19 protein-coding genes are annotated in these 20,065 nt (G+C 59.3%); 3 read left to right on the top strand and 16 right to left on the bottom strand.

The features are described from left to right. Positions 1 to 290: 290 nt before the first annotated feature. The 3 genes from BM235_RS00370 to BM235_RS00380 form a co-directional block, all read right to left on the bottom strand. Positions 291 to 926 (bottom strand): TVP38/TMEM64 family protein, encoded by a 636-nt coding sequence (locus BM235_RS00370; RefSeq protein WP_090108557.1) that lies wholly within the window; start codon positions 924 to 926, stop codon positions 291 to 293. Positions 927 to 1,120: 194 nt separating this feature from the next. Next, a complete protein-coding gene (locus tag BM235_RS00375; protein WP_090108558.1) occupies positions 1,121 to 1,882 on the bottom strand; it encodes an SDR family NAD(P)-dependent oxidoreductase in 762 nt (253 codons plus the stop codon). Next, entirely contained in the window at positions 1,872 to 2,219 is a 348-nt protein-coding gene (locus BM235_RS00380; RefSeq protein ID WP_090108559.1) for a Dabb family protein, read from the bottom strand. The genes BM235_RS00375 and BM235_RS00380 overlap by 11 nt, the downstream gene beginning before the upstream one ends. Before the next feature lie 229 nt (positions 2,220 to 2,448). Here BM235_RS00380 and BM235_RS00385 point away from each other — a divergent pair, with 229 nt between their 5' ends. Then, positions 2,449 to 3,537: an LCP family protein gene (locus tag BM235_RS00385; protein ID WP_090109514.1), complete on the top strand. Its 1,089-nt coding sequence runs from the start codon at positions 2,449 to 2,451 to the stop codon at positions 3,535 to 3,537. A gap of 20 nt (positions 3,538 to 3,557) precedes the next feature. Here the strand turns inward: BM235_RS00385 and BM235_RS00390 are convergent, their stop codons facing one another. From BM235_RS00390 to BM235_RS00430, 8 genes are all read right to left on the bottom strand, one after another. Beyond that, a complete protein-coding gene (locus BM235_RS00390) occupies positions 3,558 to 3,818 on the bottom strand; it encodes a DUF1294 domain-containing protein (RefSeq protein ID WP_090108560.1) in 261 nt (86 codons plus the stop codon). Between the two features lie 20 nt (positions 3,819 to 3,838). Continuing rightward, complete coding sequence (locus BM235_RS00395; RefSeq protein WP_090108561.1) at positions 3,839 to 4,309, bottom strand: DUF1904 family protein; 471 nt, start codon at positions 4,307 to 4,309, stop codon at positions 3,839 to 3,841. Positions 4,310 to 4,644: 335 nt separating this feature from the next. Then, positions 4,645 to 5,580, bottom strand: a complete 936-nt coding sequence (locus BM235_RS00405; RefSeq protein ID WP_090108563.1) for a metallophosphoesterase family protein — start codon at positions 5,578 to 5,580, stop codon at positions 4,645 to 4,647. Between the two features lie 134 nt (positions 5,581 to 5,714). Further along, a complete protein-coding gene (locus BM235_RS00410) occupies positions 5,715 to 7,004 on the bottom strand; it encodes a homocysteine synthase (protein WP_090108564.1) in 1,290 nt (429 codons plus the stop codon). A 101-nt stretch (positions 7,005 to 7,105) separates the two neighbouring features. Beyond that, a complete protein-coding gene (locus BM235_RS00415) occupies positions 7,106 to 8,410 on the bottom strand; it encodes an AAA family ATPase (protein WP_090108565.1) in 1,305 nt (434 codons plus the stop codon). Between the two features lie 172 nt (positions 8,411 to 8,582). After that, on the bottom strand, positions 8,583 to 9,371 hold the full coding sequence (locus BM235_RS00420; protein WP_158543630.1) for a sugar phosphate isomerase/epimerase family protein: 789 nt from the start codon (positions 9,369 to 9,371) through the stop codon (positions 8,583 to 8,585). A gap of 147 nt (positions 9,372 to 9,518) precedes the next feature. Beyond that, positions 9,519 to 11,102 (bottom strand): diguanylate cyclase, encoded by a 1,584-nt coding sequence (locus BM235_RS00425; RefSeq protein WP_090108567.1) that lies wholly within the window; start codon positions 11,100 to 11,102, stop codon positions 9,519 to 9,521. A gap of 59 nt (positions 11,103 to 11,161) precedes the next feature. Continuing rightward, complete coding sequence (locus BM235_RS00430; RefSeq protein ID WP_090108568.1) at positions 11,162 to 11,809, bottom strand: PAQR family membrane homeostasis protein TrhA; 648 nt, start codon at positions 11,807 to 11,809, stop codon at positions 11,162 to 11,164. A 281-nt stretch (positions 11,810 to 12,090) separates the two neighbouring features. Between BM235_RS00430 and BM235_RS00435 the strand changes: the two genes are divergently transcribed. Both BM235_RS00435 and BM235_RS00440 read left to right on the top strand, forming a co-directional pair. Continuing rightward, positions 12,091 to 12,993, top strand: a complete 903-nt coding sequence (locus tag BM235_RS00435; protein ID WP_090108569.1) for an aldo/keto reductase — start codon at positions 12,091 to 12,093, stop codon at positions 12,991 to 12,993. 201 nt (positions 12,994 to 13,194) lie between these two features. Next, on the top strand, positions 13,195 to 13,863 hold the full coding sequence (locus BM235_RS00440; protein WP_090108570.1) for a DUF559 domain-containing protein: 669 nt from the start codon (positions 13,195 to 13,197) through the stop codon (positions 13,861 to 13,863). Positions 13,864 to 14,308: 445 nt separating this feature from the next. On the opposite strand, the gene BM235_RS00445 is transcribed toward BM235_RS00440, so the two are convergent. The 5 genes from BM235_RS00445 to BM235_RS00465 all read right to left on the bottom strand — a co-directional run bounded on the left by BM235_RS00445 (position 14,309) and on the right by BM235_RS00465 (position 19,978). Next, positions 14,309 to 15,265, bottom strand: a complete 957-nt coding sequence (locus tag BM235_RS00445) for an ABC transporter ATP-binding protein (protein ID WP_090108571.1) — start codon at positions 15,263 to 15,265, stop codon at positions 14,309 to 14,311. After that, positions 15,258 to 16,289 carry an ABC transporter ATP-binding protein gene (locus BM235_RS00450; RefSeq protein ID WP_090108572.1) on the bottom strand — a complete coding sequence of 344 codons (1,032 nt, stop codon included), beginning with the start codon at positions 16,287 to 16,289 and terminating at the stop codon, positions 15,258 to 15,260. The genes BM235_RS00445 and BM235_RS00450 overlap by 8 nt, the downstream gene beginning before the upstream one ends. Positions 16,290 to 16,302: 13 nt before the next feature. Continuing rightward, entirely contained in the window at positions 16,303 to 17,217 is a 915-nt protein-coding gene (locus BM235_RS00455; RefSeq protein ID WP_090108573.1) for an ABC transporter permease, read from the bottom strand. A 3-nt stretch (positions 17,218 to 17,220) separates the two neighbouring features. Beyond that, positions 17,221 to 18,150, bottom strand: a complete 930-nt coding sequence (locus tag BM235_RS00460; protein ID WP_090108574.1) for an ABC transporter permease — start codon at positions 18,148 to 18,150, stop codon at positions 17,221 to 17,223. Between the two features lie 130 nt (positions 18,151 to 18,280). Further along, a complete protein-coding gene (locus BM235_RS00465) occupies positions 18,281 to 19,978 on the bottom strand; it encodes a peptide ABC transporter substrate-binding protein (protein ID WP_090108575.1) in 1,698 nt (565 codons plus the stop codon). Positions 19,979 to 20,065: the final 87 nt, after the last annotated feature.

Genomic DNA, 20,065 nt, shown 5'->3' on the forward strand with positions numbered 1-20,065 from the left:
GCCGCCCGCTCCGAAGAGACGAACGGCGTGTGCTTCACGCTGCATACTAATATATATATTATTGTATGTCGATCTGGAGATGTTTGTCTAGTCAGCTTACTCAGCCGGCTTTGCAACGGTGCTTTCCTCACTTACAACAGCCTGGATTACGCATTCTACCTCTGCAGCCGCGTTTTCCTCGCTTACAGAAAAATGGTTTTACTGTAACCGTGCTTTTCTCGCTTAGAGCCACCTTCGCCGTTCGCTTGTTCGCTGCAACCGTGCTTTTCTCGCTTACAGCAAGTATTCTCTCAAGCACCTGTTTTTTTCGGTTCGCCGCCCTCCCGCCGCTCCGTCCTCCTGACCCCATAGGTCTCGACCCAACGGCCGATCCACCAAGTGGCGGCGACGAACAGCAGCGCGTACAGCGCTTGCTCCGGATGGCGGAGGAACTGGGCGGGATCGTGTCCGATGAAGGAGATCACGAATACCATGACGGCCTTGCCCAGCATGATCGCGACCAGGAAAGAACGGAACCGCATGCGGGCCAGCGCCGCGGCGATATTGATGACGACGAAGGGCCCCACCGGGAACAGGCTGAGCAAAAACACGTAGCTGAACGCGTTGCGGCGCACCCAGCGCATGCCCTTGCTCACCCGCGGGCGCTCCGCCCATCGCTGCCAATACGGTCGATCCGCGATCTTGCGGATGATGACGAACGTGACGAGGCAGCCCAGCACGATCCCGATCCAGGAATAGAGAAAGCCTAGCCATAGTCCGTATACCGCCGCATTCACGCCCACGATAAGAATGGTCGGCAGCGGCGGCACGAAAGACTTCAGGAAGGTGAGCAAAATGCCCGGCAGCGGGCCGTACGCGCGGTACTGGTCAAGCCATTGCAACAATTTCTGTTCATCTATGTGCCGCAGTTCGTTCAGGATATTCATGTCGCGTCCCGCCTTTAGATCCATCGGTCGATTCGTCAACGACAGCATAACCGATATCGGCGCGGAAATCCATGATGCCGGCAACCTTATGAATGGCGCAACGGCGCCTTTAACCGACGTCGGTCGGATCAGATACCTGGGTAGCGCCAGGATCTGATTCACGAGATCAGTTCGGTCGACTAGATCGCCGGGGATCAGATCGCCGGCATCACGTTGCCGCCGCTGACCGGCACGTAGGCGCCGGTGATGAAGCTCGCGAGGTCCGAAGCCAGAAACGCGACGACGTTGGCGATCTCCTGGTCGGTGCCGCGCCTTTTCAACGGAACCGTGCTCTCGTAGGACTCGCTGCGCTCCGTGCCGGCTTCCCGGTCGCGCTCGCTGATCGTCCAGCCCGGCGCGACCTGGTTAACGGTAATCTGGTGCTCGCCGACCTCTTTGGCCAGCACTCGGTACACGCCGTCCATCCCCCGCTTGCCCGCGACGTATGCGGACTGCGTGGGGAAGTTCTGCATCGCGCACTCGGTGTTGATACCGACCAGCCGGCCGCCGCGCTTGGCGATCATGTCGGGCACGAACGCCTTGGCCAGATGCACGCTCTGCAGCACGCAGGACTCGAACTGGCCGACATAGTCTTCGACCGCCTGTTCCAGCACGCTCGTCCATTGATACTGGATGACCGCGTTGGCGACGACGATATCGACGGCGCCCAGTCCGGCTTTTACCGTCTCCTTCATCGCCAGCACGTCGTCCAGCTTGGTCACGTCCGCCTGCACGGTCAGCGCGCGCACGCCCATCTCCTCGAGCTCCGACTTGAGTTCCTCCGCCTTGGCGGCGTTGCCCCGATAGTGAATCGCGACGTTTGCGCCGCAGCCCGCCAGCGTACGCGCCATTACGCGTCCGAGCTGTCCGGAAGCGCCGGTGATGAGGGCGGTTTTGCCCGACAGATTAATTTGCATCGCTTTGTCCCTCCTCGGCGCCATGTTCCCGGACGAAGTCGATCTCCAGGAACCGCGCGACTTCGGTCTCCCACCGCTCGGCGACGAACGCGACATGTGCAGGATGCGCATTGTAGCTGTCATAATCGGCTTGCGACGCGAATTCCATGGAGAAGCCGTATGTATAATCGTTTTTGGGACTGACTTGCTTCAACACCTCGAAGTTTCGTACGGCCGGAATGGAGGTAAGTATACGCCAACCGTCCTTCAGGAATCGATCCGCCTCCGCAGACCCCTTCCCATGCTTCAGATCGAAGATCACCTGATGACGGATCGCCGAATTATTAGGCTTGCTCACGGATATCCCCCTTTTCGCATTCACTTCATTAGTTACAAACAACAATCATTATTATAACAAAAACTGCATTTACCGAAACATCTCGCCAGTCATCCGAAATCCGCAACCCGCCCGGTCTTCAAATCGTCAAATAATGTGGAATTTCTTTCTTTACTCTTAGGGCGTTTGCCCTAAAATAGAAAGGGTTGCCTCGTTTTAATTTTAAATCATGCGGAGGATCATAATGAATATGCCTGAAAAAAAACGCGCCTGGGTGCGCAAAACGCTAAAATATGCGGGGATCGTCGTCGGCGCCCTCGTCGTCATCGTCGGCAGCTATGCCGGATACTTGGTTTATAAAGCGAATCATGCCATCAATCTCATGGCAGGCGACGAGCCCGCGCCCTCTCCTTCCCCGTCCGCTTCGGCGTCCGGCGCATCCGGCGAGCAGCAGATCGACGCGGATTACGCGAGCGACAGCACGCTGATCAAGAAGCCGGTCACCTTCCTGCTGGCCGGCATCGACCGCAGGGAAGGCAGCGGCGGCACGCTCAACACGGACGTCCTCATGCTCGGCAGCCTTAATCCGCAGACCAACTCGGCCAGCCTGATCTCCCTGCCGCGCGACCTTCAGCTTAAGCCGGAAGACCTAGGCACCCACAAGGCCAATTACTACTACGCCTACTTCTACAACAAAGACAAAGATACGGCGATGGAAAACACGAAGGAATTTTACAGCGACCTGTTCGACTTCCCGATCGATTATATGATCATGATCAACTTCGACGGGCTGCGCAAGCTGGTGGACGCGGTCGGCGGCGTCGACGTCGACGTCGATATGGATATGCGGTACGTGGACAACGCCGACGGCACGAACATCGATCTGAAAAAGGGTTATCAGCATCTGGACGGCGCCAAAGCGCTCGACTTCGTTAGGTACCGCAAGTCGAACCGCGGCACCGGGGAATCCTCGGACATCGCCCGCAACGCGCGCCAGCAGCAAGTGCTGAGCCAGCTTACCGACAAGCTCGCTTCGTTCCAGGGGATGCTGCAGTGGGGCAAGGTGCTCGACCTGCTCGGCAAAAACGTGCAGACCGACATTCCCGAATCGATCCTCCGCGACTATATTTACAACGTGAAGGAAATGAAACCGGACTCGCTGAACGTGCTGCCGCTCGAGAGCCGCTGGGAGAGCCCTTATATCATCGTCAAGGAAGACGATCTCGAGCAAGCGCTCGACGCCCTGCGCGCCGAAGCAGGCATTCACGAGCCGAGCGACCTGAAGCTGGCCGACGTCGTCGGACTCGATCCCTCCCCGGATCCGGACGACGCCAGATAACTAAGCCGCCTCGCGCTAGACTAACGACCGAACCAGACCATCACCAGCACCGCGTTCAGCACGAGCAGGGCAGGAATGCCCGCCGTGAAGGAGCGGTGCTTTGTCTTGTGGCGGAAAAAGCGCATGCCGAGCAGCATGCCGAGCGCGCCGCCGATCGTCGCGATCAGGAACAGCCGCTTCTCCGGCACGCGCCTCTCCTTGTGCATCGCCTTCGTCTTGTCGTAACCCATGATGATGAAAGCGATCAGGTTGACCGCCAGCAAGTAGTAAAAAACGATCATGTATGAATCCTCCCGGTCGGCTACTCTCTCAATGCGTCCCGCAGGCGGGTCGACATCGAGCCCGCGGTCGCGGCGGCCGCGGCTTTGCGCGCGCGGGCCAGATCATCCTTCAGCTTGGCGTTGTCCGCGCGCAGCGCCTCGAGCTCCGTCTCCGCGGGATCGGCGCCGAAAGGCTCGCCGTTCGCGTAATAGTCGGACGGCCGGTAGCTGCGGAAGGCTACCTCCGCCTCCGGCACGCCGCTGCCGCGAATATGCCTGTCCAGGCAGCGCGCGACCGCGTCGCGGACTTCCCGGCCGCGCTCGAACCAAGCGACTTCGACGAATGGATAGGACGGCGCGATCCGGCCTCCGGACACGCAGGTCGTGTGAACGACCTCCAGCATAAGATCGCTCGGCTCGCAGCCGATGATGGCGGACAGTTCGGTTTCCATCGAACCGCCGATGACTTGAACCTGTTCGACTGACAGGCCTCTAAAGTATAAGTGGGGCATCGTTAAGCAGCGCTCCTCGCTCTATCGTTCTCTCTATTATAGTCCGCGAAGGGCATGAAGAGCGAATCGGGAGCCAAGCGGATTCCTATTGCGAAGCGTGGAACGATGCGATACAATCGTGCTTAATCTTGATTAGCGGAGGTGTTCCCGAATGGGAATGTCAGGTTCGAAAAAAGCGAGGCAAAAAGCCGTGCGCGAAGGCAAGCTGAATCCCGAAGCGCTGCGGAGCGAGTGGATCCGCAAGCCGTATACCCAAGTCCAACCGAATAAGAAGGCCGATCAGCGCCGCTCCTTCTGCCGCAAGCCGGGCACAAGCGAGGGCGCTGATCCTTTTTTTACCGGCGCTTCTTGCGAGGCTTGTGGATTCTCGGCGCCGAGAGCTTGCGGCCGCCGGCCAGCCTGATCCAAGTCTCGTAGCGCGCGCCTTCCTCCTTCAGTTCGATCACCCTCGCCCCCCTTTTGAACCCCAGCCGGCCATAAGTATGATAGCCTGTCGATCTCCCGTAAGTCAGCCGGATGCCGTGCAGCGTCCCTTCGAAGTCGTTGATATGATCGTGCCCGCAGAACGTGCCGAGCACGCCGCCCGCCTCGGCAAGCGCCGCGAACATGCCCGAATTCAGCTTGGGGCAGGAAATATCCTCGAATCTGCGTCCGTTGCAAGGTCGCGTTCGCCATACTTCCTTGTACTCGGGCAGCGGAATATGGAAAAAGACGAGGGAGGGCAGCGAGGGAGCCCCCTTGGGCGGCAGCGCCGCGGCCTTCTCCCTGAACCAGTCGATCTGATCCTCGCGGATCCAATCGTAGCCGGGAATCCGGTCCAGCTCGGAATAGCTGCCGGAGTCCAGAAAATAGAGCGCTTGGCGCGCTTCGCCGTTCGATCCGCCGATCGTTAGCGCATAGTTGCCGACGCCGTGGACCGATTCAGGCCCGGCGCTCGCCAGGCATCCCCGCTGCCGGACCAGCGTCTCCATCAGCCGGCCGCGCGAGACGTCCCCTTCGCTGTCGTGATTGCCGAAGACGGCCGCCCACGGCGTCCCGCTCTCGGCCACCGCCGCTACGGCCTGCGCGGCGGACGCATACGGATCCCGGCAGCCCAGGCTGAAGACGATGTCGCCCGTAAAGACGACCAGGTCCGGCTTTTCTTCGCTTAGCACCCGTTCCATCAGCCGCCGTGTCCGAAGATCATCCGTCTCGCCGTTTTGCCAGTGCAGATCGGTGAATTGTACGATTTTGAACGTTCCGTCTTCGCGGAACCGAAGCTTGCTCTCCATATCCGGACCGCCTTCCGTTCGCCGATTGCAGGGCCTACCCCTTATATATTCCCCGCGCATAGGAAAACGACCTCCGCAGCCGACGGGCAGCCGCGGAGATCGTCCGTCAAATTCCGAAAACGAAAAGCTATGAATTACTGCTGGCTCGCTTCGATCGCTTGGCCGAGATCCGCCAAAATGTCGACGATCGACTCGGTGCCGATCGACAGGCGGATCAGGTTCGGGCTGACGCCGCTCGCGTTCTGTTGCTCTTCGGAGAGCTGCTGGTGCGTCGTGCTGGCCGGGTGGATGATCAGCGACTTGGAGTCGCCGACGTTCGCCAGATGGGACAAGAGCTTGACGCTCGAGATAACCTTTTTGCCCGCTTCGACGCCGCCCTTGATGCCGAACGTCAGGATCGCGCCTTGGCCCTTCGGCAGGTACTTCTTCGCCAGCTCGTACGACTCATGGCTCGGCAGGCCGGTGTAGCTGACCCACTCCACATGCGGATGGTTCTCGAGATAGCGGGCCACTTCAAGCGCATTGCTGCTGTGGCGCTCCATGCGCAGGTGCAGCGTCTCGAGGCCTTGCAGCAGCAGGAACGAGTTGAACGGCGAGATCGCGGCGCCCATGTCGCGCATCAGCTGCACGCGCGCTTTGATGATGTAGGCGATCGGACCGACCGCTTCGCTGTAGACGACGCCGTGATAGCTCGGGTCGGGCGTCGTAAGCCCGGGGAATTTGCCGCTGGCCGCCCAGTCGAACTTGCCGCCGTCGACGATGACGCCGCCGATCGAGGTGCCGTGGCCGCCGATGAACTTCGTGGCCGAGTGCACGACGACATCCGCGCCCCACTCGATCGGACGAAGCAGGTACGGGCTCGGGAACGTATTGTCCACGATGAGCGGAATGCCGTTCTCGTGCGCGATCTTGGCGACCGCTTCGATGTCGAGCACGTCGCCCTTCGGATTGCCGATCGTCTCGGCGTAAAGCGCCTTCGTCTTGTCGGTGATCGCCGCGCGGAAGCTCTCCGGATCGGAAGCGTCGACGAACTTGACGTTTACGCCCAGCTTCGGCAGGGTCGTGGAAAACAGATTATAAGTGCCGCCGTACAGCGTCGATGACGACACGATCTCGTCGCCGACGCCGGCGATGTTTAAGATCGAATAGGTGATAGCGGCCTGGCCGGACGCCGTCGCGAGCGCGGCTGCGCCGCCTTCGAGCGCCGCGATGCGGTTTTCGAACACGTCCGAGGTCGGGTTCATGAGCCGCGTATAGATGTTGCCGAACTCCTTCAGCGCGAACAGGTTCGCCGCGTGCTCCGCGTCGCGGAAGCCGTAGGAGGAAGTTTGATAGATCGGCACCGCGCGCGACAAAGTCGTCGGATCGATCTGTTGGCCGGCATGGACGGCCAGCGTTTCGGGTTGATATTGTTGCTCGGACATGAGTAAGGTCACGCTCCTCAGGAATTGGTAAGATTCGACAATCTATCAATTCGATTCCGATCGCCAAATTCCTGCAAGCGCCATTAAAATTCCAAGTATTTTTATTGGAATCCAATGCGATTAGACGCGCCGCCCCAGTCCGTGCCGTTCAGCCAATCCCGCTTCCGCGCTTTATCCAGGTCGTTGCGCAGTCCGAGCACCAACTGCTCCAGGTCGATGCGATCGTCGTATCGCTTTTGCAAAGCCGCGGATACGTACAGCTCGTTGAGCTGCGCGAGCGAGAAGCCTTGGGTACGTTCCGCCGCATGGACGGCCTGCTCTTCTCCGGCCAATTCGGGCAGCCCCTTGCGCCGCAGGTACGCCAGACGCAGCGCCTCGTCCGGCAGCTTGACCTCGTATGCGCGGTCGAACCGGCCGGCGCGATTGATCAGGGCGGGATCGATTTTTTGCGGATAATTGGTCGTCCCGATCAGGAATACGCCTTCCTTGGCCGTCGCCCCGTCCAGAATGTTCAGGAAAAACGACCGGCACGAATCGGGCATCGAATCGATGTCCTCGATGACCAGCACGGACGGCGCCTGCTTGACGGCGGCGGCGAAAACCTCGCGGATCGACTCGCTGTTCGTGTATTCGGTGATCTGCCAGTAAAAGACCGGCGACTCCACGCTGCCGGCAATCGACTTGACCAGCGTCGTCTTGCCGTTGCCCGGCTTGCCGTAGAGCAGGATGCCGCGTTTGTACGGAATCTGGTACTGCTCGAAAAACGTCCGGTCGCCGCCGAAAAACTCGTCGACGGAGCGGAAAATCTGCTGCTTGAGCGTGTCGTCCATCATGACGTCCTCGCGGGGAAGCGCCTGGGCGATCGGCTCGCGGCAATGCTGAAGACCTTCGCGCGTATCGGTGTACACATGCATCTTGCGCTCCTCCGAGCGTCGCAGCTGAATCGCCTGAAGACAGGCGCTGAGCTGTTCGTCGTCGGGCGCGAAGATCAAGTCCTCCGTCGCCAGCAGCCCTAAGTGGACGAGCATCGGCATCCGGACCAGGGCCACGCGGTATTCCGGATAGACGAACAGATTGTTGCGAACCGAAGGCCGCATCCGGTAGATCGTCTCGCCGAGCTTCGGCTCGAATGAGATCTGCCTGGATTCGACCAGATCAAATACGGATGCAAGGTGAACAAGCCCCGGAAAATCCGACTCGATATCCTCGGCCAATCCGTCCCATACGTCTCCCTGATCGGCCTGGTCGTAGCGCTTGAATTCGCAACCGAAGCGGTCCGAGAGCAAGCCGGCGATTCTCGCGACGGTCCTTGCGTAATCGAAGTAGCGCTCCGTTCCTTCCTGGGCGCGATAATCGTACGAAGCGACGAATGCCGGCGTCTGTACGGCGGTCGTTCCTCTCTGCATGCCAATCTCCTCCTTGGTTGTAGGGTGCGCGGAAAACGCCTGGCGTCGAATCGTAGCAAAAAACCGCAGGCTCCAGCCCGCGGTCGTTCAAGACGCGCATGATCGCGACTCCGATAACGAAGCGTGCGGGCTGTATGCGGCCTTGTCTGTATGCAATTGTTAAAAAGCGCGGCTACATGGGTCTTAGGGCTTCCGAAGGCTTGATTGCCGCCAGCTCTCTCATCTCGGCCAGCACGGCCCAAGGCTCTCCGTCTCCCAAATACGTTAACGAGAGCGGTCCTTCGTAGCCCGCCTGCCGCGCGAGTTGAACGCACTGCCTGAAGTCCATGGAATCCAGCCGGCCGCCCCCATCCTCCCGCGCTTTGGCGTGCACCGTCTCCGCATACGGCAGAATCTCCTCAAGCTGGCGATACTTGTCCTGCTTGAAATTGCCGAAGTCCGCCGTGAGCCCGACACTGCCGCCCGTATCTTCGAGCATGCGCAGCACCCGATCGGATCGGCTTAGCAAAGCGCCGAGATTTTCCGTGACGACCCGGACGCCGGCATGCCCCGCATAAGCCGACAGCAGCGAGAGCGACTCGGCAGCCCGGGCGAACGACGCATCGTCGTCGCCGTCGCCCGATCCGATGCGGACTCTGCGAAACCCCGCGGCGGCGGCGGCGGCGATCCAATCGCGGTACAACGCCATTTCCGCGTCGCGCCTGGCTGCATCGGCCGTGCCCGGATCGCCGAAGTCTAACAGCAGGGAGTTAAGCTCCACGCCGGCGAGCGCCGAGAGCCGTCTTAATTCGGCCAGGCCCTCGGCCGAGCGGTCCTTCAGATGCGGATAGGCGAGTTCGATACCGCCATATCCTTCGGCGCCGAGACGTGTGATTAGCTCAGGCAGCCCGAGCCGTTCGGGCTGCGCCTCGACGTTCGTCGCGAGCGCCGAAGCTTGCGCATCCCATTCTACGTACGTCAACGGGCCCATCCAATTTTCAAACGTCCAGCTATTGATATGATGCTTAATCTTGATCGCCCCCCGCCGAGCATGGTCAAACCGCATACCCTTAATTAAACGCGGAAAGCGCATTCCAAACCGATTCGGCGTAAAGCAGCGCTTTCACGGTCAGTTAGCCGACGGCCTGCCGACGGATGAATTGGCCATTGCCGCCCGGTTTCTCCCCGATTGCTTGGCCTCGTAAAGGGCCGCGTCCGCTAGCGCGATCAGACGCTGCTCGCCCGTGGCGCTGCCCGGTCCCTGGCATGCGATGCCTAGGCTGAGCGTCACGACTCCTGTGGGCGAGTGGATGTGCGGAATCGCGAGATCGAAGATCGCGGCGCGAATCCGTTCGGCCACGACCAGCGCCTCCTCGGCGTCGGCCCCGGGCAATATGACCCCGAACTCTTCGCCGCCGTAGCGGGCGGCCGTGTCGGAGCCGGCGCGCAGGCACGCCATCGCGACGGCCGCGACTTGGATCAGGCAATCGTCGCCGGCCTGGTGGCCGTACGCGTCGTTATACTTTTTGAAATAATCGATGTCGAACAGGATGAGCGACATCGTCGAGTCTTCCGAGACGGCCGTCGTCCATGCGGCGCGGAGCGCCTGATCGAAGCGCCGACGGTTCGCGATGCCCGTCAGGCCGTCTAGCAGGGACAGCTTCTGGAGCAGGCTGTTGGCTTCCATTAGCTTTTCCTCGGCGAGCTTGCGCTCGGTGATGTCGGTGGACACGCTCATGTATCCGATGACTTCGCCGTCTGAATCGAGCACGTGCGATACGATCACGTTCGCGGCGAAGGCGATGCCGTCCCGGCGCTTGATCGTCCATTCGTGTTCGTCCTCGCTGCCGTACATCATCCGCTGGACGAAATCTGAGAGCGCGTCGATATCGCGCGCTCCCGCCTGAGCAACGCCGGTCTTGTCCGCTGCAATAACGACGCCGGCCGCCGCTTGCGGCCGGAGTATCCCACGTCCGACGACGTCGTCGGCATCGTAGCCGAGCAGCTTTTCCGCCCCCTTGTTGAACAGCGTGACGCGTCCCGTCAGATCCGCCGCGACGATCGCCACGTCGGACGCGGATTGCAGAATCGATTGCTGCAGCATATGCAATTGCCTGTAGCGACGCTCGCTCGCGCGCAGCTCCAGCTGCAGCCGGTTGGCCGTCGAGAAATATGCCGTCAAACCGCTGACGATGATGCCGCCGATGGCCATGACGAGAAAAAAGGGAGGCAAAATATCCATGGCCTGCTCCCCGAGCAGGATAGCGAACGTAATCGCCGTGCAGAGCATGCAGAGCGCGATCGAGAACAACCAGAAGCGCCCGGGCCGCCGAGGCAGCCAGCGGCTCATGGCGCCGCCGCCCGCAGCCAATACGAGCGCAGAGGCGCACGCGATCAGCGAAGCGTCGTTGACGCCTCCGAACATCAGGATGCGGCCGAGCATGACGAACGCCGCCGTAATCAGCGCTGCGATCGGTCCGCCGAACGCCGCCGAGCAAACGATCATTAATTGTCTGAAATCGAGAAGCGCATGCGCGTCGAGGCGTACGCTGAAGTACATGAGCACGAGGGCAAACAAGCCGTAGGAGATCGCTCCGTAGACGACGATGCGCCGCGGCTTGTCGCCGTCGGCTTCGTGTTTGCCGTATAGGGCGTTAAAGAAAAACAGGAAAGCGGTCAGCAAAGCAAAGTTGGCGATCAGTGTATTAATCATGCGATGCCCCCGGTAAGAGTAACGGTGTAAGGGGCCATTCTACAATTTCCGGGGAAATATCAGTAAATCCGCAGAACGAACAATAGAATGGCGAAAAAGTGCGCGATCGAGCCGCCGAGCACGAATAGATGCCAAATGGCGTGATGATAGGGAAAGCCGCGCCATACGTAGAAGATCGCGCCGACCGTGTACAGCAGTCCGCCGCCGATCAGAAGCTGCATCCCCCCCGTCGACAAGGCCGCGGTCAACGGTCCCCACGCCAATACGATCATCCATCCCATCAGAATGTAGACCAACGTGGACAAGTACAGGAATTTTTTCGTAAAAAACGCTTTAAAAATAACGCCGCCGACCGCAAGCCCCCAGACGAGGCCGAACAGTGTCCAACCTAGCGGACTGCGGAGCACGGTCAACAAAATCGGGGTATAGGTGCCGGCGATAAACAAATAAATGCACGAATGGTCGAAGGTCTCGAACAGGTCCTTCAGTTTGCCCTCTTGGAGAGCGTGAACGAGCGTCGAAGCCGTATACAAGAGGAGCATCGTCGTACCATAGATCGCGAAGCTCGTCACGTGCCAAGCCGTCCCGTACAGGCTGGCGTACACGATCAGGATCGTCAGCGCCGAAACGCTGAGCACCGCGCCCAATCCGTGCGTAATGGCGTTGGCCACTTCTTCTCTGCGGGTGTACACATAGGTGTTCGCCATCTTCCAGGTCTCCTTCCGATTGCGGACTAGCTCCTTACATTTTAACATCGGGGCTTTGCAAAAGCGAAACCGGCCTCCCTTTCATAAGCGGGAAGCGCTTTAGAAAGAAGCAGGCGTCAGGCATCCAAGCCAAGGTTATCTGCAATCAACATATGCGGGGACCAGCCCAGAGGTGAGCGCCCGGTGCGGGCATTTCGATCGTTATCATGCGTGAGGAGCCGTCTTCAAGGGTACAAATGGGTAGCACGATCAAGAAATCGACTCATAGGAGGGAATGGGATTTGGAGACGCGTAAATTCGGCAAAACCGATATGAAGGTGTCCGTGCTCGGCTTCGGCAGCGCCGAGATCGGCATGGATAGCTCGAAGGCAACCGACCGCGAGGTCGGCGATCTCTTGAACGCGCTGCTGGACGAGGGCGTCAACGTACTGGACTCCGCATCGAGCTACAAGCGCAGCGAGAGCCTGATCGGCCAGCTCGTGTCGAGCAGGCGCAGCGAATACTACGTCTTCAGCAAGCTCGGCGAAGGCGAGAGCGTCGGCCTCCCCTATCCGGATTGGGACGTTCGCAACGTGCGGCCCAGCATCGAGCGTACGCTGCGGGATATGCGGACCGACTACGTCGATCTTATGATGATTCACAGCTGCTCGGAAGCCGTGCTTCGCCAAGGCGACTTGATCGAGGCGCTGCGCGACCTGAAGCGCGAAGGCCTGACGCGATATATCGGATACAGCGGCGACAGCACGGATGCGCTGTACGCGGTGAATACGGGCGTCTTCGACGCGCTCGAGACGTCGATCAACATCGCCGATCAGGAGGCGCTGCAGCTCACCGTGAGCGAGGCGGCCAAACGCGACATGGGCATCATCGCGAAGCGGCCGATCGCCAATGCGGTCTGGGTCCGGCAGGGGCTCGAGAATGCGCCGGATCCTTACGTAGAACGGCTGGAGAAGCTTAATTATCCGTTTCTGAAAAACGACTCCGACGCCATCGCGGAGAAGGCGCTTCGGTTCGTGCTCTCCGTCCCCTACGTCGACACCGCCATCGTAGGCACGACCAACCTGACGCATTTCCGGCAAAACATCGGCTATGCGGCCAAGAGCAAGCTCCCCGACCGCGAGATCCTCGACATCCGCAACCGCTGGCTGGAGATCCAGGAGCCGGCTTGGGCGGGGTTGAAGTAAAGTGCGACACACAGGAATACACAATTCCAACTTTGTCGCTGCGAGCTCCGCATTCTTAATGCGGGACTCGCGTTCAATATCGGGTTGCCCTCGTGCGGTCGCCCTTCTATAATGTAACTATCGAGACGAAGAACGTCCCGCCTGCATCCCTTCGGGGATTGCCGACGGGGCGTTTTTATTTTGGCCGGGAGGTTGGATTCGATGGGATTCGGGCAGGCGCACGAGGCCTTTATCTCGCAGCATCTGTCTGCGAGATCAGGTGAGCGTAGGGGCAGGCTAGAGCGAGGGCATCGGGAGGCGGAGAAGCTGTTTTGCAAAAACGTATGGTGGAAGCTGCATGGTCACTTTGACGGGCTGCATCCTGAGTACGAAGTAAGAGATTGGCGGGGCTTGTCGTACTTTTGCGATTTTGTATGGATCGGACCGGCCGTTAGGCTGGTCATCGAGATCAAGGGTTTCGGACCGCACGTGCGCGACATGGACCGGCAGAAATACTGCAACGAGCTCAATCGCGAGACTTATTTGACTGCCGTAGGTTATCATGTCGTTAGCTTCGCGTACGACGATGTGGCAGCGAGGCCGGAAATCTGCATCGCCCTGCTGCGACTGCTGCTAAGCCGCTTCCATACGCAAGCACAACCGCTCGATACAGGCAAGCTGATCGAGAGAGAAATTATCCGCATGTCCATCATGCTGGCGCGCCCGATTCGTCCCATCGACGTGATGACGCATCTGCGAATCGGTCATCGCGCCGCTAAAGCCGCGCTTGCCTCTCTCTGTCGCGCAGGCTTATTTACCGAATCGCGTGGAGCCGAGGGAAGCCGCATCGTTCGATATGAAGCCAACGAATCCGCCTGGAAATGGTTATGAAGCGCATTAAACACTGCCGTCCGTTCCATGCTCCAATGTTTGGGTTCAGTTAGAAGGTGTATCAGAGATGGGCTCGTTGTGGAGGCCGTCAATGCGTAACATTTAAGTGTTAAAAAGCAATTAATTCGAAGCATAATCGGAGATTTGATGAAATAAGTGTCCAAACGCAGTTAATTCTCGAAAAAGATATCGGAAATGAACAAAATTCGGAAATTAGTTGCTTTCTAACACTTATATTGAAAACTGTATGATCAGGCAGAAAATTAATTGCTTTTCGACAGTTATTTTCCGCAGATTCGCGGGCTTGCGGGGCTTGCGGGGCTTGCGGGGCTTGCGGGGCTTGCGGGGCTTGCGGGGCTTGCGGGGTTCGCGGGGTTCGCGGGGTGTTTGCCTCAACAAAAAAACGCCGGAGGCGTATCCTCCGGCGCTTGGCGTGCGATTACTATTAATAGAGGTGGCAGGCCACGTAGTGTCCTGGCTTGGCTTCTTTGAACTCGGGCATCGTCTTGGCGCAGACGTCCATCGCGTGCGGGCAGCGCGTGCGGAACGGGCAGCCGCTCGGCGGATTCAGCGGGCTCGGGATTTCGCCCTTCAGGATGATGCGCTCGCGCGACTTCTGCTGCTCGGGGTCGGGCAGCGGGATCGCGGACAGCAGGGACTGGGTGTAAGGGTGAAGCGGGTTTTCGTTGAGCTCGTCGGATTCGGCGACCTCGACCAGCTTGCCCAGGTACATGACGCCGATGCGGTCCGAGATGTGCTTGACCATCGCCAGGTCATGCGCGATGAACAAATAGGTCAGGTCGCGTTCGCGCTGGAGCTTTTTGAACAGGTTGACGACCTGCGCCTGCACCGATACGTCGAGCGCGGAGATCGGCTCGTCGGCCACGATGAACTTGGGCTCGATGGCGAGCGCGCGCGCGATGCCGATCCGCTGGCGCTGGCCGCCGGAAAATTCGTGCGGGAACCGGTTCGCATGCTCTTCGTTCAGGCCGACGGCGTCCAGCAGCTCGGCGACGCGTTCCGTGCGTTTGCGGCCGGACGCCAGCCCGTGAATCTCGAGGCCTTCGCCAATGATCTTGCCGACGGTCATCCGCGGATTGAGCGACGCGTACGGATCCTGGAACACCATTTGCATTTCCTTGGTAAACTTGATCCGCTCCGACTTCGTGAGCTTGCTCACGTCGCGGCCGTCGAACTTGATGCTGCCGGACGTCGGCTCGTACAGCTGCATAATCGTACGGCCGGCAGTCGACTTGCCGCAGCCGGACTCGCCGACCAGGCCGAACGTCTCGCCGCGCCGCACGTTGAAGTTCAGGCCGTCGACGGCCTTCAGCACGCGGCCGCCGGACAGATTAAAATGCTTGCGCAGATCCGTCAGTTCCAAAATAGGCGCATTAGACATTTGCGGCACCCCCTGTCTCGATCGGCCTTTCTACCTTGGGGGCGTCCGGATGATTCAGCCAGCATTTGGCCGTATGCGCCGGTCCGTCGATCTCGAATTGCGGCGGATCGTTCTCCATGCACACCTTCATGGCGTACGGACAGCGAGCCGCGAACGCGCAGCCTTTAGGTGGCGCGTACAGGTCGGGCGGCGTGCCCGGAATGGACGACAGCTCGCTCTTCTTGTCGCTGTCGAGACGAGGCACCGATTGGAGCAGTCCCCAGGTATAAGGATGACGAGGATTATAAAAGATATCGTGCAGGCTGCCCTGTTCGGCAACCTGTCCCGCGTACATGACGATAACGCGCTGCGCGAGCTCGGCCACGACGCCGAGATCGTGCGTGATCAAAATAATAGAAGTGCCGGTCTTCTCCTGCACGTCGCGCATGACGTCCATGATCTGCGCCTGGATCGTCACGTCGAGCGCCGTCGTCGGTTCGTCGGCGATCAGCAGCTTCGGATGGCAGGCCAACGCGATCGCGATCATGACGCGCTGACGCATGCCGCCGGACAACTCATGCGGATATTGATGAATGCGGCCTTCCGGATTGGACATGCCGACGAGCTTGAGCAGCTCGATCGCGCGGGCGAGCGCTGCTTTCTTCGACAGCTTCTCGTGCTTGCGGATGCCTTCGGCGATCTGCATGCCGACGGTCATCGTCGGGTTCAGCGACGTCATCGGGTCCTGGAAAATCATGCCCATCTCGGCGCCGCGAACCTTGCCCATCTGAGACTCGCTCAGCTTGGTAATATCGGTCTTGCCTTCGTATACGATCGAGCCTTCTTTAATATAGCTGGGAGGCGTCGGCGTCAGACGCATGATCGTCTGAGCCGTGACGGACTTGCCGCTGCCCGATTCTCCCACGATCGCGAGCACTTCGCCTTTATCTAATCTAAAGGAGACGCCGCGAACCGCTTGTACCTCGCCCGCATGCATCTTGAACGATACGCGCAGGTTGTTCACTTCCAATAGAGGCGTGCTCATCGGACTCTCCTCCTTATTTTCTCATCTTAGGATCGAGCGCGTCCCGCAGGCCGTCCCCGAGCAGATTGAAGCTGAGCAAAATCATGCTGAATACGATCGTCGGGAATACGAGCCGGTGCGGATGATAGCGCATGTATGCGGCGCCGTCGCTCAGCAGGTTGCCCAGCGATGCAAGCGGCGGCTTGATGCCGAGGCCAATGAAGCTCAGGAAGGCTTCGGCGAAGATCGCCGTCGGTACGACGAACGTAATCTGTACCACGATGACGCCGAGCGCGTTCGGGATCAGGTGCTTCAGGATGATGCGGAACGGCTTCGCGCCCAGCGCCCTGGCAGCCAGCACGAACTCCTGCTCCTTGAGCACGAGCATTTGCCCGCGCACGAGCCTGGCCATCGAGACCCAGCCGGTGATCGCATAAGCCAATATAATGGTCGATACGCCCGGCCCGAGCACCATCAATAGCAAGATGGAGAGCAGCAGGTACGGGATCGAGTAAATGACTTCAATGAAGCGCTGCATGATATTGTCGACCCTGCCGCCGAAGTAAGCGGAGATGCCGCCGTACAGAACGCCGATTACGAGGTCGAGCAACGCAGCCATAATGCCGATGAACAAGGAAATGCGGGCGCCCCACCAAACGCGCGTCCACAGATCGCGGCCGAAATCGTCCGTGCCGAAGTAGTGGGCGGCAGACGGTCGAAGATTGACGGCGCTCGGGTTCTGCGTCTCATAGTCGTACCCGCTGACGAGGGGAACGATTAGGGCGAGCAGCGTAACGACGACCATGACGACAAGCCCGACCATGGCCAGCTTGTTCTTCTTCAGACGCCTCCATGCGTCCTGCCAGTAACTGACGGAAGGGCGAAGAATCGCTTCTCTGTCGCCAGACTTGACCGCCGGTTCGAATTGGCTCTTTGCGATTTCCTCCACTTTTTATCTCCCCTTCCCTAACCGAATCCGCGGATCGACCAGGCCGTACGCGATATCCGTAATGAACATGACGAAGATCAATATAGCCGCGTAAAAAATCGCGAGGCCGGCGATCATCGTGTAGTCCGTCGTCAGAATCGACTGCACGAACTGATGGCCGAGTCCCGGCACGGAGAAGATCGTCTCGACGACGAGCGTACCCGTGACGACGTTGGCCGCGATCGGACCGAGAATGGTGACGACCGGCAATATGGCGTTGCGGATCATATGATTCCAGACGATTGCGTTGCCGCCGATCCCTTTGGACTTGGCGGTCTTGATATAATCCTGGCTGGCGACGTCGAGCATCGACGCGCGCATCATGCGGGCCAGAATCGCGATCGTGCCGAACGAGAGCGCGAGTGCCGGCAGCACGCGATGCTCCGGTCCGTTCCACAAGCCGGGAGGCAGCCAACCGAGTTTAACGCCGACAAAGTATGAGAGCAGCGGCCCGATGACGAACGAAGGCACGGAGATACCGATGATCGCGATAAGCATAGCGGTATAGTCTCCGGCCTTGTTGTGCCTCAGCGCCGCGAAAATGCCAAGTAAGAGGCCGATAATAACGGCAAAAATCAACGATTCGATACCGAGCTCGAGCGATGCCGGGAAGTTGTGCTTGATGATCTCGACGACTTCGCGCGTCGGATATTGGTAAGAGACGCCCAGGTCCCCTTGAACGACTTTGCCCATATACTTCAGGTATTGCTGCCAGACGGGTTTGTCCAGGCCATATTGCTCCCGCAAAATCTGCAGATTTTCGGGCGACAGCTTCGATGCGTTCTCGCCGAACGGATTGCCCGGCAGCAGCTTCATCAGAAAAAACGTGACGGTAACGACGACCCACAGCGTAATAACCATATAAACAAATCTGCGCAAGATAAACTTCAGCATGGAAAACCCTCCCTTCAATGGAATTTACAAGCGTCAAGCACATGAAGGAAGCCGTTCAAGAACGGCCTCCCTCATGGTTGGCGTTGACTGTACCAGGTGCGTTAGTCGTGAAGCAAGCTTGACGCTTGTCTTATCCTTCGAAGTGAGCCCACTTCAGTTCGAAATCGGGACCGTAAGGCGGCAGGATCAGATCCTTCAGCTTCGGATTGATGACGAACGGCGAGGAACGGAAGTACAGCGGCGTGACGGCAGCTTCGCTCAGCAGGATTTTCTCCGCTTGCGCCATTTCGTCTGCGCGCTTCGCGTTGTCGGTTTCGAGTTGAGCGGCTTTGATCAGCTTGTCGTACTCGGCGTTCGACCAGTCTTGCGTGTTGAACGAACCGCCGGTCAGGAACATGTCGAGCCAGGTCATCGGATCGTTGTAGTCCGCGCCCCACAGGGTGCTGACGATCTGGTAGTTCTTGGACAGCTCGCGATCCAGACGGTTCGCGTGCGGCAGCGGCTCGGTCGTTACGTCTACGCCCAGGTTCGTTTTCCATTGGGAAACGAGGTATTCGAGCATCTTCTTGCCGGTCTCCGTATCGTCGCCGATGATGGAGAGCTTAGGCAGCGTAGCGCCGGATTCCTTGAGGCCTTCTTCCAGCAGTTGCTTGGCCTTGGCTGCATCGAACGTTGCTTCGGTGTCGCCTACGACGGTGCGGAAGTCCTTGCCGTTGCCGTCTTGGTTGCCTGCCGGCACGAAGCCGGTCGAAGGCACGGAGCCGTTCTTCAGTACGAGGTTGGCTACGCCCGCACGGTCGATCGCCATCGTGAACGCCTGGCGAACCTTGACGTTCGCGAACGCGGGAACCTTCGTCGCTTGGAAATTCAGATAGCCCGTTACGAGCTCTTTCTTCATTTGCAAATCCGGCTTGCCGTCGTAAGCGAGCATTTGATCGCCCTTGACGTCGGCATAATCGGTGGCGCCCGTCTCGTACAGGTTCAGGCCGGTTGCCGTATCCTTGACGATGTTCAGCGTGACCTTCGACAGCTTCACGTTAGCGGCATCCCAATACTTGTCGTTCTTTTCAAGCACGAGCTGCTGCTCGTGGTCCCACTTCGTCAGCTTGAACGGACCGGCGCCAAGCACCTTGTCCGCATCCGCGCCGCTCTTGTCGCCTTGAGCGGAGACGAACTTCTCGTTCTGCGGGTAGAAGTTCAGGAACGCGAGCTGAGCCGTGAAGAAAGGAACAGGGTGGTCCAGCGTGATCTCCAGCGTCGTGTCGTCCTTCGCGACGACGCCGAGCTTGTCCTGCGCAGCCTTGACGGCAGCGTCGTCCTTGGCGGTCAGCACGTCGTTGCCGCCCTTGATCCAAGCGACCATGAACGCGTAAGTCGCTTTGGTCTTCGGATCCAGCGTGCGCTTGTAGGAATAGACGAAATCCTTCGCGGTCAGCGGATCGCCGTTCGCCCAAGTGAGGCCCGACTTCAGCTTGACCGTGTAGACCAAGCCGTCGGCGGAGACGGTCGGCATGCCGTCGGCGAGCGCCGGCTGCGGCTGCAAATCTTTATCCAAACGATACAGACCTTCGCTGATGGCGCCGAGGATCGTGAACGATGCGGCGCTCTCCGCGATCGATACGTCCAACGCCGGCGGATCCGCACGGTAGTTCATCACGAGTTCGGTCTTGGAGGAGCTGGCTGGCGCGCTCGCGCTTGCGGACGAGCTAGCGCCGGAGCTAGCGCTTGCGCTGCTGCCTGCGTTGTTGTTGTTGTTGCCGCAAGCAACCAACGAAGCGCCGAGCAGCGTCAACGTAAGAATACCTGACACAATCTTCCTTGTCTTCATGTACTGGCCTCCCCAGATTTTTGATCGAGCAATTTTCGCATATACTTTTTCCAGTTTTCTAGCGGATGCTCTCTCTCCTAGGCGATT

The organism is Cohnella sp. OV330, assembly GCF_900112065.1.
Taxonomy (GTDB): Bacteria; Bacillota; Bacilli; order Paenibacillales; family Paenibacillaceae; genus Cohnella.